General features: G+C 68.1%; 9 protein-coding genes. 4 read left to right on the top strand and 5 right to left on the bottom strand.

The window, feature by feature from the left end; all coding sequences use genetic code 11:
- The first annotated feature begins 156 nt into the window (after nucleotides 1–156).
- Nucleotides 157–1,086 (top strand): 2-hydroxyacid dehydrogenase, encoded by a 930-nt coding sequence (locus QZM35_RS23325; RefSeq protein ID WP_206147549.1) that lies wholly within the window; start codon nucleotides 157–159, stop codon nucleotides 1,084–1,086.
- A 96-nt stretch (nucleotides 1,087–1,182) separates the two neighbouring features.
- On the opposite strand, the gene QZM35_RS23320 is transcribed toward QZM35_RS23325, so the two are convergent.
- From QZM35_RS23320 to QZM35_RS23310, 3 genes are all read right to left on the bottom strand, one after another.
- Nucleotides 1,183–2,190 carry a zinc-binding dehydrogenase gene (locus QZM35_RS23320; RefSeq protein ID WP_089426792.1) on the bottom strand — a complete coding sequence of 336 codons (1,008 nt, stop codon included), beginning with the start codon at nucleotides 2,188–2,190 and terminating at the stop codon, nucleotides 1,183–1,185.
- Nucleotides 2,191–2,266: 76 nt separating this feature from the next.
- A complete protein-coding gene (locus QZM35_RS23315; RefSeq protein ID WP_089426793.1) occupies nucleotides 2,267–2,707 on the bottom strand; it encodes a DoxX family protein in 441 nt (146 codons plus the stop codon).
- Nucleotides 2,708–2,781: 74 nt separating this feature from the next.
- Nucleotides 2,782–3,903 carry an alkene reductase gene (locus QZM35_RS23310; RefSeq protein WP_089433153.1) on the bottom strand — a complete coding sequence of 374 codons (1,122 nt, stop codon included), beginning with the start codon at nucleotides 3,901–3,903 and terminating at the stop codon, nucleotides 2,782–2,784.
- Between the two features lie 144 nt (nucleotides 3,904–4,047).
- On the opposite strand from QZM35_RS23310, the gene QZM35_RS23305 reads away from it, so the two are divergent.
- Nucleotides 4,048–4,956 (top strand): LysR family transcriptional regulator, encoded by a 909-nt coding sequence (locus QZM35_RS23305; protein WP_174973838.1) that lies wholly within the window; start codon nucleotides 4,048–4,050, stop codon nucleotides 4,954–4,956.
- 136 nt (nucleotides 4,957–5,092) lie between these two features.
- Here QZM35_RS23305 and QZM35_RS23300 read toward each other — a convergent pair whose 3' ends face one another.
- Nucleotides 5,093–7,048, bottom strand: a complete 1,956-nt coding sequence (locus tag QZM35_RS23300) for a Xaa-Pro dipeptidyl-peptidase (protein ID WP_301776888.1) — start codon at nucleotides 7,046–7,048, stop codon at nucleotides 5,093–5,095.
- 591 nt (nucleotides 7,049–7,639) lie between these two features.
- On the opposite strand from QZM35_RS23300, the gene QZM35_RS23295 reads away from it, so the two are divergent.
- Nucleotides 7,640–8,452, top strand: coding sequence for a hypothetical protein (locus QZM35_RS23295; protein WP_301776887.1), 813 nt, complete (start codon nucleotides 7,640–7,642; stop codon nucleotides 8,450–8,452).
- A gap of 34 nt (nucleotides 8,453–8,486) precedes the next feature.
- Here the strand turns inward: QZM35_RS23295 and QZM35_RS23290 are convergent, their stop codons facing one another.
- Entirely contained in the window at nucleotides 8,487–9,755 is a 1,269-nt protein-coding gene (locus QZM35_RS23290) for a lipoprotein-releasing ABC transporter permease subunit (RefSeq protein WP_301776886.1), read from the bottom strand.
- A gap of 286 nt (nucleotides 9,756–10,041) precedes the next feature.
- Here QZM35_RS23290 and QZM35_RS23285 point away from each other — a divergent pair, with 286 nt between their 5' ends.
- Nucleotides 10,042–16,044, top strand: coding sequence for an MG2 domain-containing protein (locus tag QZM35_RS23285; protein WP_301776885.1), 6,003 nt, complete (start codon nucleotides 10,042–10,044; stop codon nucleotides 16,042–16,044).
- Nucleotides 16,045–16,058: the final 14 nt, after the last annotated feature.

Here is a 16,058-nt window from a genome sequence, read left to right as displayed (position 1 = left end):
CTCCAGGACGAGGGCGTACGCCGAAAGTTACTTGACTGAGCCGGCTTTGGCAAACCACGTGCGGCGGCGTGCCCACAGCCCGTGTGGGGATTACCCGCATCCGTGTGGCAGGCTTGTTACACTGAATCCGTTCCCGCCTTGCCGACACTTCCTGACATGAAGCCCGAGTTGCTGGTTCTCATCGCATTGCGCGGCGACGCGCATCGCGAGATCGCCGCGTCGTTCGACGTGCGCTACGCCCCGACATCCGACGAACGCGAACGTGCGATCGCCGAACACGGCGGCACGATACGCGCGGTGCTGACCAACGGCAGCACGGGGCTCACCGCCGCCGAAATCGATCGTCTTCCGCAACTCACGTTCGTCAGCGCGCTCGGCGCCGGCTACGAGCACATCGATGTCGCCCATGCGAAGACGCGCGGCGTGACCGTGGTCACGGGCGCCGGCACCAACGACGATTGCGTGGCCGATCATGCGTTCGCGCTGCTGCTCGCGGCCGTGCGCAACGTCGTGCAGCTCGATGCGAAAACCCGCGCGGGCGTGTGGCGCGACGGCCTGGCGATGCCGCCGAACGTGTCGGGCAAGAAGCTCGGCATCGTCGGGCTCGGCAAGATCGGCGAGAAGTGCGCGCGCCGCGCGGCCGGCTTCGACATCGAGATCGGTTATCACAACCGGTCGGAGAAGAACGTCCCTTACCGCTATTTCGATCGCGTCGACACGCTCGCGCAGTGGGCCGATTTCCTGATCGTCGCGACGCCGGGCGGCGCGGGCACGCGGCACCTGATCGATCGCGCGGTGCTCGACGCGCTCGGCCCCGGCGGATTCGTCGTCAACGTGTCACGCGGCAGTGTTGTCGATACCGCTGCTTTGGCGGACGCGTTGCGTGAAGGACGCATCGCGGGCGCGGGGCTCGACGTGTACGAAGGCGAACCCGAGCCGCCGCGCGCGCTGACGGATCTCGACAGCGTCGTGCTGACGCCGCACATGGGCGGCTGGTCGCCCGAGGCGCTCGATCGGTCGGTGCGGCAGTTCATCGACAATGCCGAGCGGCACTTTTCAGGGCGGCCGGTGTTGACGCCGGTGTGAGCGGCGCCGGGACGATGATTCGCCGCCCACCGTTTCGTCCGGGATCGATGTCGGCGTGAGAGGCGTCCCGCGACGGTCGAGGGCGGGTGCGCAGCGCTATCGATCGATACGCAGCACGAGCTTGCCGGTCGTGCCGCCCGACTCGAGCGCCACATGCGCGTCGACGATCGCGTCGAGCGCATAGCTGCCCCCGATCAGCGGCTTCAGTGCACCGGTGGCCAGCAAGCCGAACAGCTCGCCGAGCGTTTGCTGCACGACGTGATCGGCGAGGAACGCATGCAACGCGAAACCCGACAGCGAGCGGCAGCCGAAGATGAGCGCGTTCATCAGGCTGTCATCGACCGCGAGCAACTGGCCGCTTGCCGCGCCATAGGCGACGAAGCGACCGTGCGGCGCAAGGCTGGACGCCAGCGTGCGGGCCACGGCGCCACCGATCGAATCGAACACGACGTCGGGGCCCGTGCCGCCGGTTGCGGCGCCGAGTCGATCGACCCACGCGTCGTCGCGATAGCTCACGGCCTGATCGGCACCGAGCGCCCGCACCGTCGATAGCTTCTCCGTGGAACCGGCCAGGCCGACGATCGTCCTGGCGCCGTCGAGTCTCGCCAGCTGGATGAGCATCGAACCGACGCCGCCGGCTGCGGCGGTGATGGCGACGGATCGTGCGGCCACCGGCGTCTCGCGCAGCAGCATGCGGGCGACCAGCCCCTGCAGCATGACCGCGACGGCGTCGTCGTCCGAAACGGCGTCGGGAATCGCGACGATCAGCGGAGCGCGTACCGTCACATATTCGGCATAGCCGCCGGTTCCGCTCGTTGCGCCGAACAGCGCCGCGGCCACGCGATCGCCGACCTGGAAGTCCCGCACGTTCGCGCCGAGGGCTTCGACGGTGCCGACCGTTTCCGATCCCAATATCGCCGGCAACGTCGGCGCCGGCCCCGGATAGGTACCGGCGCGTTGCAGCGTTTCCGCGAAATTCAGTCCGATGCGCGTCACGCGCACGAGGACTTCGTCGGGAGCCGGTGTCGGGCGCTCGATCACGACCGGACGGAGTACGGACGGAGCGCCGAAATGATCGATCTGAATGGCATTCATGGTGTTCACGGGGAAATCTCGCTGGATGCGGGGGCGTTGCCCCCGGGATGTGTGAGGTGTCGGGCAGGACGCGGCGTCGGCCGGATCACTCCGGCAGGGATGCCCGATCGCCGCGATCGAACGAGGCGCGGCCCGCGCCGTTCAGCACGAGCGCGAGCAGGCCGCCCGTCATCGACAGGTTCATCATGAAGAAGGTCTGCTGCGTCTGGTCGCCGCCGCTATGGAAGATCACCGCGGCGATGACCGAAAAGATCGCGAGCCCGAGCGCGGCGAGTCGCGTCATGAAGCCGGCGATCAACGCGAGGCCGCCGGCGACCTCGACGAAGATCACGAGCGGCAGCAGCGCCCCCGGTACACCCATGTGCGCCATGTATTGCTCGGTGCCTGCGTAGTTGAAGATCTTGCTGATGCCCGCGCCGACGTAGACGCCGGCGATGAGGGTGCGCACCAGGACGGACAGGATGGCGTTGACGGTGGGCGTCTGCGCAGCGGTTCGGTACAGGGCGCGGTTGATCGATCGAATCATGGTGAGTCCTTGTTCGAGGGGCGGCGGATCGGCGATCCGCCGTCGTGTTCAGCGGTTGGGGTTCGGGGCCGCGCTCATGCGCGAAACGGCGGGTAGTCGGTATAGCCGGCTTCGCCGCCGCCATAGGCCATGGACATGTCTGCATGCGCGAGCGGCCGGTCGTGCCGGAGGCGTTCGGCAAGATCCGGGTTCGCGATGAACGGGTAGCCGAACGACACGAGATCGGCGTGGCCGTCGGAAAGCGCCGTTTCCGCGCGTGCTTTCGTGTAGCCGTTGTTCGCGATGTAATGCCCGCCGAACGCGTGCCTGAGCGCGCCGTAGTCGAATGCGGGCACCGCGTCCGGTGCGGCCTGAGGGACGCCTTCGACGACATGGAGATAGACCGCGAGGCCGCTCAGCCGGTTGGCGAATCGCTCGAACAGCGTTTGCGGATCGCTATCCGCGATTCCACCGAAATGCGGCGTGACCGGAGAGATACGGATACCTAATCGATCGGGGCCTGAAACGAGGCCGACTGCGCGCACGACCTCGAGTGGCAGCCGAAGCCGGTTGTCGATCGTGCCGCCGTAGTCGTCGGTCCGGCGGTTCGTGCCGTCACGCAGGAACTGGTCAAGCAGATAGCCGTTGCCGGCGTGAATCTCCACGCCGTCGAACCCGGCCTGCAATGCGGCGCGAGCGGCCAGCACGTATTGGTCGACGACGGCGGGCAATTCGGCGGTTTCGAGCGCGCGCGGCACCGGGTACGGCTGCGGGCCGGTCGGCGTATAGGCGTCGCCGTCGGGCCGGATCGGCGACGGCGCGACCGGTCGTGCGCCGTCCGGCTGCAGGTCCGGGTGACCGATGCGGCCGACATGGGCCAGTTGCACGAAAATGCGGCCGCCTTCACGGTGCACCGCATCGGTCACCTGTTTCCAGCCCGCGATCTGCGCGTCGCTGTAGATGCCCGGCGTGAACGGATAGCCCTTGCCCTGTGGCGAGATCTGCGCGCCCTCGGTGACGATCAGGCCGGCCGAGGCCCGTTGTGCGTAGTAGGTCGCGTTCATCGGGCCGGGCGCGTCGCCGGCACCGGCACGGCTGCGCGTCATCGGCGCCATTACGATGCGATTCCTGAGCGTGATGCGCCCGAGTTCGATCGGGTCGAACAGCGTCGGACGCGCAGGTGCCCGGGGCGGTGAAAGCAAGCGGTCGGTCGTCATGGTTCCATGTTCCTGTGACATTGACGGGGGACTGTCGACGCGGGGGAAGCCGCGATCGACATGGCGTGACAGGAATGTAGGGGATCGTTTCGATCCAAACAATTGGCTAGAATGGATCGTTAAAATCAATTTTCTGGATAGATCGTGGATCGCAGCCCCAATCTGGATCAGCTTCGTGCGTTCGTCGCCGTCGTCGAGGCAGGCAGCTTTTCAGGGGCGGCGCGTCGGCTCGGCAGGGCGCAATCGGTGGTGAGTTATGCGGTCGCCAGCCTTGAGGCACAGCTGGGCATGCCGTTGTTCGAGCGCGGCAGACGCCGTCCGCAACTGACGGCCGCCGGCGAGGTCGTGCTCGCCGATGCGCGTCGGCTCGACATGCTGATGGGGCAGTTGCAGGCGAAGACGGCCGGTTTGCGGGGCGGCGTGGAAGCCGAGCTGTCGCTGGCCGTCGACGTGATGTTTCCGTTGCCGAAGCTGGTCGAAGGCATGCAGGCGTTTGCGGAGGCGTTCCCGACCGTCGCACTCAACCTGGCGATCGAAGCGCTCGGCGGCGTCATGAAGCTGGTGCTCGACGGCGGCTGTGCGCTCGGCATCAGTGGCCCGATTCCGAACTGGCCGGATGCGATCGACGCGACCTCGATGGGGGCGATCGAGTTGCTGACCGTTGCGGCGCCCATGCATCCGCTCGCGTTGCGTGACGCGCCGATTCCGCTCTCGGAGGCGCGCGAGCATACGCAGATCGTGCTCACCGACCGCAGCAAGGTCACCGACGGGCAATCGTTCGGAATCCATGCGACCCGCACCTGGAAGGTGGCCGACCTCGGCGCGAAACATCGGTTGCTGCTCGCCGGGCTGGGCTGGGGATCGATGCCGATGCATCTGATCGAGGACGATCTGCAGTCGGGCCGTCTCGTGCCGGTGCAACTGGCCGACCGGCGCACGTTCCGCTACGGACTATCGCTGATCCGGCGTGCCGATCGCGCGAGCGGTCCGGCCGCGCAGTGGCTGATCGATTATTTGAGTCGCCAGGGCGATCCGAACGGCCGGCGGCCCTGACCCATGCCCGGCGGCGACCGGCCGGGCAGGCCGCCCGGCCAGCCTTGCAATCCGCGACGATCGAAGGCTGGCCGGACGTTCGGCCGTGTCAGCGACGCGCGCGGGCGGAAGTGCGTTCCGCCCGGCGCACGCCCGCTCAGGACGAAGCCAGCGGCACCGTCACCGACGTACCGGCCGGGTCCAGCGTCAGCCCGGTGCCCGGCGTCGGCCGCAGCGTCGCCTCGTTGTCGCTCGACAGCACGACGAGCCCCAGCCGGTGGCCGGCTTCCAGCTTGTAGTCACGCGGCATGAACGTCAGCTTCAGGTCGTACGGCATGCCGGGCAGAACCGGCTGCGAGACCCACTCCGACACGCGGTTGCGCGGGTCGGTCCACGCCCGCGTGACGATCGTCGCCGTGCCGTCCGGCGCGCGATCGACCAGCAGGGCCGTCACGTTGGCCACGGCCGTGAAGGTCAGCCTGACGCGCGCGGTCGCCGAACCGGACAGGCGTGTCGCGGCCGTGAGCGGCGCGGTTTCGAAGCGGCTGCGGTTCTCGCCCGTCGGCGCGTTCGCCAGCGTGAGCGCGGTAATGCGCGCATCGTCGGTGAAACGCGCGAGCGGGCCGCCGGTCGGCAGCCGCAGCAGCGTGCCGGTACCCGCGCCGTCGCCGCCCGCGAAGTACGTGACCGGCGTGGCGTGGCGCGCGGCCCAGTCCGCTTCCTTCAGCAGCGTGCCGTCCGCCTGCTCGATCACCGCGCGCGGATCACGTTCGACGCCATTGTCGAAACCGATCAGGTAGCGCGTAAACCAGCGGTTCACTTCCGCGGTCCACGCGTCGGCCATCGCCGGCACGCGGGTCGGGTCGGTGTGCTTCAGGCGATGCAGCCACAGCTGCGTCGGCACGCCCTGGCGCCGCATCGCGAGATGCCACAGCGTCGACTGGTCGACCCGCACGTTGTCGTCGGTGAGCCCCTGCGCGACGAGCGCCGGCGCGACCGCGTACGCGGTGGGAATATCGCGCGCGGCCCAGAACGGCGAATAGTCGCCGGTCTTGCGGTCTTCCTGCTGCAGCGCTTCGTCGATCAGGTGCGTGCAGCGCTCCGGATGCGCGTTCGTCAGCAGCGCCTTGATGTACACGTCGACGTCCTCGCCCTGATAGCCTTCCGGCGCACGCACGAGCCCGCCCGAGCGGTAGTAGCCGTACATGTTCGTCAGCCCGGCGACCGGCACGATCGCGTCGAGCCCGCGCGTGCGCAGGCTCGCGACCATCTTCGGCAGCGTGCCGTCGTACGACACGCCGTACATGCCGACGTGGCCTGTCGACCAGTTCGCGACGACCGTCTTGCCGTTCGCGTCCTTCGCGGTCGCGTCGCGGCCGAGCCAGCGGATCACCGAGGCCATCGCGACCGATTCGTCGCGAGTGAGGATCGTCGGGCAGCCGTCCGAGCCGGCGGTGCCGAGCGAATCCGCGTAGACGATCGTGAAGCCGCGCGGGATGAAGTAGCCCTCGATCCACGAGCGCCCGGCGGCGGCCGCCTCGACCTGCTGCAGCATCCGCACCTGCGGCGCGGCGGCCATGATGCGTGCGGAGGCGCCGGTCGCTGCCGCGGCCGCCGTGGCGGCCGGATGCGGCGTGCCGTCGAGTTCGACGTCGACGTTGTGGTCGGGGCTGTCGGCGAGGCCCGCGTAGTACGGGCTCGCGAGCACGATGACGGGCGTGCGCGCGCCGTTCGCGGTTTCGGTCGGGCGCACGATGCGCACGTGGATCCGGTCGCGCGTGCCGTCGCCGTCGGAGTCGACCGGCGTGTCGACCCACGCGTTCTCCTCGATCGTGCCGCCCGACAGCGACGGCTGCACCTGGCCGTTCGCGATCACGGGCCGGTAGTGGCCGCCGCTGGCCGGGTTGGCGTACGGCACGCCCGACGGCGAAATGCGTGACGCGAGCGACTGCTTGTCGGCCGCCGAGGCGGCGGCCCCCTCCTGTTGGCCCTGCGCGAGCGCGGAGGCGCCCGCCACGCTGCCGCCGTCGTCGCCGCCGCACGCGGCGAGCGTTGCGGCCGCAACGAGCGCGGGAAGCCACGCGCGACGTAATCCGGTTCGATGAATGTCCATTGTCGACCTCTTGTTGTGATTGTCTGGAACCGGACGGCCCGCGATATGCCCCCTGCGGCCCGGCCGGGTGCTGCATCGGATGAAACGGAACTGCACCTTCGAAAGCGCCGGGCGCGATGCCCGGGTGTCACGGCCGGTGTCGACGCGCGTCACGCATCGCGCGACCCGGTGAGCGTCGGGGCGATTGCATCGCCTCGACCGCAAAGCGTCAGCGCGGCGGCTGATTCGGGTCGCCCGGTCGAAGCGAGGCCGGCGGCACGAATTGAATACAGGAGTGCGAATCAAATGCGGGCATGCCCGATCTTCCTTCAGGTTTCAGATGAAACGGAACGGCACGATGCGATGAGGCGGGGATGGTGCGAACGGCGGTGCTGCAACGGCAGGAAAGCGCGACGCGAGTCGGCAGGGCTGGCCGGAATGCTTTCCGGAAGCTTGCGCAAAACTTATCTCAGTGAAATCTCGGTGTCAAACTTTTTTAGTTCGAGTCAAACAAAGTTTTAAGTGTGCGGGGCGATGGGCCTGCGATCGGTCTAAATTTCCGGGAAATCTGTCCGTAAACGGTAAAAAACAGATTGAAAGGAGAGAGAGGGCATGACGACTTCAGTCACGGCAGCGAGCGGCCTTTCGCTCGTGCAGATGGCGCAGCAGGCTGCGCTCGACGGGCGCCAGCAGACGGACGCGGCGACCGGGCAGCCGCAGGACACGCCGATTACCATCCGGGCGCTGGACCAGGACGCGATGCACGCGGCGCGCATGAAGCAGATGTCGATCCTGGGCAACCTGTCGACGAAGCTGCGCGACGTCACCAGCCAGCTCGCGACGAGCCTGCACGAGATCATCGCGAAGCGTCCGGGCCTGGCCGACGCGCAGTTCGACTTCATGACCGACAACGGGCAGATCAAGGTCGTATCGAAGACGATGACGGAAAGCGATCGCGCGTGGGTGGAGTCGACGCTGAACGCGAACGCGGGCCTCGTGCTCGCGACGCGCGCGTTTCACCAGCAGGCCGTCGATTTCGCGGAGCAGGGCGCGGCCGCCGTAGGCGAGACGTTCACGGACGACGATCGCAAGGTGGCCAGCCAGCGCGCCGACGCGGACTTCCTCTTCATGAAGGAGATCAACGCGTCCGTCGCGCGCAACCAGAGGTTCGAGGAAGTCGGCGGGCATTTCACTACGCTGGACGGCACGCGGCTGACGTTCGATCAGTCGGCCGGCACCGCGCGCGGCACGCTGGCGCTGCTGGATACCGACCGCCAGTTGTCGTCGGGTGCGGCGATCTTCGTCGACGATTCCGGGCAGAAGACCTACGGCCGGCGCGCCGGCCTGATCGACGTCGGCTTCGGCGCCGCGTTCGAGGACATCCTGAACGGCCGCAACAGCATCGGCTTTCACGAGATCGCGTAGCCACGCGCGCCTCAGGGAGCCGCACGCCGCACGCCTATTCGTCGCGCAGCGCTTCCGCCGGCCGCACCCGCGCGGCGCGCCAGCTCGGGTAGAGCGTCGCGACGCACGACATCAGGAACGCGGCCGCGGCGATCTCGATCACGTCGGTCGCCGCGAGCTTCGACGGCAGCGAGCTGAGGAAGTACACGGACGGCGTCAGGAAGCGGATGCCGAGCAACTGCTCGATGGCGGGCAGCACCCACGGGATGCTCACCGCGATCGCGCAGCCGAGCGCGACGCCCGCGAGCGTGCCGGCGAGGCCGATCGTCATCCCCTGGATCGCGAAGATCTTCATGATCGACCCGGGCGGCGCGCCGAGCGTGCGCAGGATCGCGATGTCGCCCTGCTTCTGGGTGACGGTCATCACGAGCGACGACACGAGGTTGAACGCGGCGACCGCGACGATCAGCATCAGGATCAGCGACAGCATGCGCTTTTGCAGCCGCTCGGCCTCGAACCACGTGCGGTTCTGCCGTGTCCAGTCGCGGATATAGAGGTCGCCCGACAGCGTGCGCGACAGTTCCAGTGCGACGTCCGGCGCGCGCTGCAGATCGTCGAGGCGCAGCCGGATGCCGGTCGGCGCATGCACGTTGAACAGCGTCTGTGCGTCGCGGAGGTGGATGTAGGCGAGCGCGCTGTCGTACTGGTAGTGGCCCGACTCGAACGTGCCGACCACGTTGAACTGCCGGAACCGCGGCAGCGCGTCGCCGATGCGCGCGGTGTTGCCGGGCGCGAAGAACGTGACGCGGTCGCCGATCTTCACGTGCAGCGCGTCGGCCAGCGCCGAGCCGAGCACGATGCCCATCTCGCCCGGCACGAGCGCGTCGAGCCGCCCGGTCTTCAGCTTGCGCGCGATCTCGGACACCCGCGGCTCCAGCACGGGATCGATGCCGCGCAGCGCGACGCCCGTCACGCTGCCCGCGTTCGTCAGCAGCGCCTGCGCGTCGACATAGGGTGCGACGGCGCGCACCGCCGGATTCTGCAGCGATTCGTGCGCGGTGAGCCGCCAGTCGGGCATCGCGCCCGTCGGCGAGAAGATTTCCACGTGGGCGAGCACCGACAGCATCCGGTCGCGCACTTCGGTCCGGAAACCGTTCATCACCGACAGCACGACGATCAGCGCGGCGACGCCGAGCGCGATGCCGGCCATCGCGGCGCCGGCAATGAACGACACGAAGCCGTCGCCGGCCGAGCGCCGGCCGCCGCGCGCATAGCGCAGCCCGATCTGCCATTCGAACGGGAGTTTCAAGCGGTTTCCTTTCATTTCGATTCGAGCCTGCCGAGCCGCGCATTCTAGCGAACGCGGCGCCGCCGTGTGCAGAGGTTGCGCCCTGGACGACCGAGATCCGCCCGACCGGCCGGTCATCCGGCGGCGTTGCGCGCCGGCACACCGATATTTCCATCGTTTCGGGTCTGATCGATAATGGCGCCCAGCATCCGGTCGAACATACCAAGCAATTACGGCGCAACCGGGCCGCGCCGTCACAGACCCATAACAATTCGGGGAAGGTTGCCGCACCCGGCAGCATGTCCTTGACAAGGAAATAACAATGGATTTGCTGCGCTTCCTGCTGCTCCTGCCGATTCGTGTGGCGGGCTTCGTGTGGTGGCTGCTCGGCTGCGCGCTGCGGCCGCTGGTGGGCGACGTGTCGTGGACGGCGCCCGCGTGGATGGGCGTGACCGCCGCGGCCGTGCGCCGCCGCCCGTGGCATGCCGGCGGCCTCGTGCTGCTCGCGGCCGCGCTCGGCTACGGCGGCTACTGGTTCAAGCATCGCCCGAAGCCGCCCGAGCCCGCGACCGTCAGCTTCACCGTGAAGGCGCCGGCGATCACCACCTACGAGGTGGACGACACCGACAAGCCGAAGATCAGCGTGCATCCGCTCGAAATCGTGTTCGCGCAATCGGCGGCGCCGATCGAACAGGTCGGCAAGCCGGCCGGCGACGGCATCGAGATGACGCCCGCGCTGAAGGGTGCCTGGGAGTGGGCCGACGACAAGACGCTGCGCTTCACGCCGGCGGCCGACTGGCCGGTCGGCGCGCACGTCGAGGTGCGCTTCGCGGTGCACCGCGTGTTCGCGCCGCAGGTGCTGATGCACGACAACCGTTTCGCTTTCGACCTGCCGGCGTTCGCCGCGACAGTCGGCAGCAACGAGTTCTACCAGAACCCCGACAATCCGGCGGAAAAGCAGGCGCTGCTGCAGTTGCGCTTCAACTACCCGGTCGATCCGGCCGAGTTCGAGAAACGCGTCGGCCTCGTGCTGGTCGGTCGCGACGGCAAGAATACGACGCCGCTGCGCTACACCGTCAGTTACGACAAGATGAAGACGAGCGCATGGGTCCGCTCGCAGTCGCTCGAGATCCCGCGCGATCCGCTGGTGGCACGGCTCGACGTCGACAAGGGCGTGAAGAGTGCGCGCGGCGGCAACGGCACGCCGGACGTGCTGCATGCGTCGGTCGCCGTGCCGGGGCTCTACAGCCTGTCGATCGCCAACATCGCGCCGACGCTCGTCGACAACGAGCGCTTCGAGCCCGAGCAGGTGCTCGTCGCGGAAGCGTCGGACGGCGTGCGCAGCGCCGACCTGGCCGCGCGCGCCAAGGCGTGGGTGCTGCCGAAGCGCAAACCCGGCGTCGATCAGTCGGACGACGATCCGCCGTACGAATGGAACGTGGCCGACATCAGCGACGCGGTGCTGAAGCAGTCGAAGCCGCTGCCGCTCGACGCGGTGCCGACCGAGAACGACTACGCGACGCTGCAAAGCTTCAAGTACCACGCGACGCCGGGCGATCGCATCGTCGTGCGTTTCGCGGGCGACCTGAAATCGGCGGGCGGCTACCTGCTCGCCGAGCCGGTGACGACCGCGTTCACGGTGCCCGACTATCCGAAGCTGCTGCGCTTCATGGCTGACGGCTCGCTGCTCTCGATGAGCGGCAGCAAGCGGCTGTCGGTCGTGTCGCGCAACCTGCCGGGGATGAAGGTCGAGATCGGCCGTGTGCTGCCCGACCAGCTCCAGCATCTCGTGAGCTTCAACAACGGCACGTACGCACGGCCCGAGCTGTCGTATTCGTTCAGCGAGGATCACATCGTCGAGCGCTTCGTGCAGAAGCGTGCGTTCCCGGCCGGCGACCCCGGCAAGGCGCATTACGAAGGCATCGATCTCGGCCAGTACCTGAAGGGCGGCAAGCGCGGCTTGTTCCTGCTGCACCTGACGAAGTACGACCCGGCGGCCGAGAAGAAGAAAGCCGACGATGCGAAGGACAGCGATGCATCGTCCGGCGACGGCAGCCAGGATCAGTCGGACAACGCCGATTCGGGCGACAGCAGCAGCAACGGCGACGACAGCGACAACGCGCTCGGCGACACCCGCCTGATCGTCGTGACCGATCTCGGGATGCTGGTCAAGAAGGCGCTGGACGGCAGCCAGGACGTATTCATCCAGTCGATCCGCACGGGCAAGCCGGTTGCGGGCGCAACGGTATCGGTGCTCGCCGTGAACGGCCAGGCGCTGTTCACGCAGACCACGAGCGCCGACGGCATCGTGCATTTCCCCGCGTTCAAGGGGCTCGACCGTGAGAAACGGCCGCAGCTGTACGTCGTGAAGAAGGACACCGACCTGTCGTTCCTGCCGGTGGCCGGCCGCGATCGCCAGCTCGACTTCTCGCGATTCGACGTCGACGGCGAGCGCAATGCGACGGGGCAGGGGCAACTGTCCGCGTACCTGTTCTCGGATCGCGGGTTGTATCGCCCTGGCGATCCGTTCCACATCGGCCTGATCGTGCGCGCGGCGAGCTGGGCGCGCAGCCCGGCCGGCGTGCCGCTGCAGGCGGAGATCGTCGACCCGCGCGGGATCACCGTCGAGCGCAAGCCGGTGACGGTCGATGCGACCGGCTTCACCGAGCTCGGCTATACGACGGCCGAAACGGCGCCGACCGGTACGTGGACGGTCAACCTGTACATCGTCAAGGACGGCCAGCCCGGCGCGGAGCCGATCGGCAGCACGACTGTGCAGGTGAAGGAGTTCCTGCCCGACCGGATGAAGGTCGACGCGAAGCTGTCGCAGCAGGTCGTCGAAGGGTGGGTGAAGCCGAAGGGGCTGAAGGGCGTGGTCGATGCGCAGAACCTGTTCGGCACGCCGGCGGAGAAGCGCCGCGTCGCGGCGACGCTGACGCTGCGCCCGGTGTGGCCGTCGTTCCGCAGCTGGCAGGGCTATCACTTCTTCGACGCCCGCCGCGCGAAGGAGGGCTATACGACGACGCTGCAGGACGGCACGACCGACGACAAGGGCCATGCGGAGTTCGACCTCGATCTCGACAAGTACGCGGACGCGACCTACCAGCTCTACTTCCAGGCGAAGGCCTATGAAGCGGAAGGCGGGCGCAACGTCGCCGCGAACGCGCAGACGCTCGTGTCGAACAACGACTGGCTCGTCGGCTACAAGTCGGTCGACGATCTCGGCTACGTGAAGCGCGGCAGCCCGCGCACGGTGCGGCTCGTCGCGATCGATCCGACCGCGAAGGCGATCGACGTGAAGGACCTGCGTGCGCAGCTCGTCGAGGAGCGCTACGTGTCGGTGCTGACCAAGCAGGATTCCGGCGCATATAAATACGACTCGCGGCTGAAGGAAGTGCCGGTCGACGACAAGCCGCTGGCGATTCCGGCGGCCGGGCTCGACTTCACGCTGCGCACCGACAAGCCGGGCAGCTATGCGCTCGTGATCCGCAACGCGGCCGGCGCGGCGGTGAACCGGATCGAGTATTCGGTCACGGGCGACGCGAACGTCACGCGTTCGCTCGACCGCAACGCGGAGCTGCAGGTGACGCTCGCGAAGCACGACTACAAGCCGGGCGAGCAGGTCGAGATCGCGATCCGCGCGCCTTACGCGGGCAGCGGCCTGATCACGATCGAGCGCGACAAGGTGTATGCGCATGCGTGGTTCCATGCGGACACGACGAGCTCGATCCAGCACATCACGGTGCCGGCCGGCTTCGAGGGCAACGGCTACATCAACGTGCAGTACATTCGCGATCCGTCGTCGGACGAGATCTTCATGAGCCCGCTGAGCTACGGCGTCGTGCCGTTCTCGGTGAACCTCGACGCGCGCCGCAACGCGGTGTCGGTCGATGCGCCGGCGCTCGTGAAGCCCGGCGACACGGTGAACTTCACCGTGCATTCGGCGAAGCCGGCGAAGGTCGTGGTGTTCGCAGTCGACGAGGGCATCCTGCAGGTCGCGCGCTACAAGCTCGGCGATCCGCTGAAGTTCTTCTTCCGCAAGCGGATGCTCGAAGTCGGCACGTCGCAGATCCTCGACCTGATCCTGCCGGACTTCGAGAAGCTGATGGCGATGGCCGCGCCGGGCGGCGACGCCGACGATGCAATCGGCCGCCAGTTGAACCCGTTCAAGCGCAAGCGCGACAAGCCGGTCGTCTACTGGTCGGGGATCGTCGACGTGAACGGCGACACGCGCCTGAGCTACACCGTGCCCGACTACTTCAACGGCAAGCTGCGCGTGATGGCCGTGTCGGTGTCGCCGGACCTGGTCGGCACGTTCGAAGGCGCGACGACGGTGCGCGGCGATTTCGTGCTGTCGCCGAACGTGCCGACGACACTCGCGCCGGGTGACGAGGCCGACGTCAGCGTCGGTGTCGCGAACAACCTGACGGGTGTCGGCAACCAGCCGGTGCCGGTCGCAGTCACGCTGAAGACGGGGCCGCAGTTGCAGGTGATCGGGCCGGCCACGCAGAACGTCGCGCTCGCGCCGCAGCACGAGGGTGTCGCGATGTTCCGCGTGAAGGCGACCGACACGCTCGGCTCGGGCTCGCTGTCGTTCGGCGCGCGTTATGGCGCGAAGGGCGCGCAGCAGCGCGTCGACGTGTCGGTGCGGCCGGCCGCCGCATTCCGCACGCAGCTCGACATCGCACGCCTCGATCCGGGCAAGAAGGCGAGCGTGCCGAACCTGCGGTCGATGTACGACGCGTATGCATCGCGCGACGCGAGCATCTCGACCGCGCCGCTCGTGCTGTCCGAAGGGTTGTCGTCGTATCTCGTCAACTTCGAGCACACCTGCAGCGAGCAGCTGGTGAGTGCGGCCGTGCCGCGCGTGTTCGCGGCGAAGTGGCTGTCGGTGCGGGCGCTGACGAGCGCGATGCACGCAACCGACGCCGGTGCCGACGCGACGAACGCGGCGGCGATCACGCAGTTCCTCGGGGTGCTGCGCAGCCGGCAGAACGCACAGGGCGGGTTCGGGCTGTGGAGCGCGACACCCGACGCCGATCCGTTCGTGTCCGCGTACGCGATGCACGTGCTGCTCGACGCGCGCGAGCGCGGCATCGCGGTGCCGAAGGACATGCTCGACGCGGGCAATCAGTATCTGCAGAAGCTCGCGGCGAACGATTCGCTCGGCTCGCTCGACCTGCTGCGGCAGCGCGCGTACGCGGTGTATCTGCTGACGCGCCAGGGCAACGTGACGACCAACAGCCTCGCGGCCGTGCAGAAGCGGCTGCAGGATGCGTATCCGAACGACTGGAAGAACGATCTCGCAGCCGCATGGCTTGCCGCGTCGTACCAGCTGCTGAAGCAGGACAAGGAGGCCGCGGCGCTGATCGCGGGCCCGCAGGCGCTGCTCGAGCGCAAGCGCGCATCCGACGGCGGCTACGTGACGGGCTACTACCTCGATCCGCTGACGCGCGACGCGAGCGTGCTGTACCTGATCGCGAAGCACTTCCCGGACCGCGTGCGCAAGCTGTCGCCGCGCGCGATGGACAACCTCGCCGCGCCGCTCGTCGACAACCGCTACAACACGCTGTCGTCGGCGATGACGATCCTCGCGCTCGATGCGTATGCGGCGTCGAGTGCAGGCCAGCTCGACCAGCTCGCGATTGACGAGGTGCGCGCGGGCGCCGCGCCGAAGGACGTGTCGTCGATCCAGGCGAACCTCGTGCGCTCGGGCACGTGGTCGGCCGGTGCGTCGCGCGTCGACTTCGTGAACGGCAGCTCGCTGCCCGCGTGGTGGATCACGAGCCAGTCGGGCTACGACCGCGGCACGTCGACGAAGGCGATCAAGAACGGGCTGGAGATCGTGCGCGACTACACCGACACGGACGGCAAGCCGCTCGACAAGATCACGGTCGGCCAGGAGATCGACGTGCACCTGAAGATCCGTGCGACGGGTTCGGCGAGCGTCGGCAACATTGCAATCGTCGACCTGTTGCCGGGCGGCTTCGATCCGGTCATCGCGCCGCCGCCCGTCACCGACACGCAGGAGGGCGACAGCAACGGCGACGGCGGCGCGTCGGCGCCGGTGGCCGATGCACCATGGCGGTCGCCGATCGGCGTGAAGGGTTCCACGTGGCAGCCGCAGTTTGCGGACGTGCGCGAGGATCGTGTGGTGATCTACGGCACCGCGACGACCGACGTGCGCGAGTTCGTCTACCGGATCAAGGCGAGCAACGCGGGTCGCTTCATCGCGCCGCCGGCCTACGGCGAGTCGATGTACGACCGCCGCTTGCAGGCCCAGGCGCCCGGCGGGTCGACACTGACGGTGGAGCGCGTGCGATGACGATGAAGCTGCAA

Origin of the sequence: Burkholderia sp. AU45274, from assembly GCF_030482505.1 — a bacterium.
GTDB lineage: Bacteria > Pseudomonadota > Gammaproteobacteria > Burkholderiales > Burkholderiaceae > Burkholderia.
Note: the sequence above shows the minus strand (reverse complement) of the source record. Positions and strands in the feature narration are given on the sequence as shown.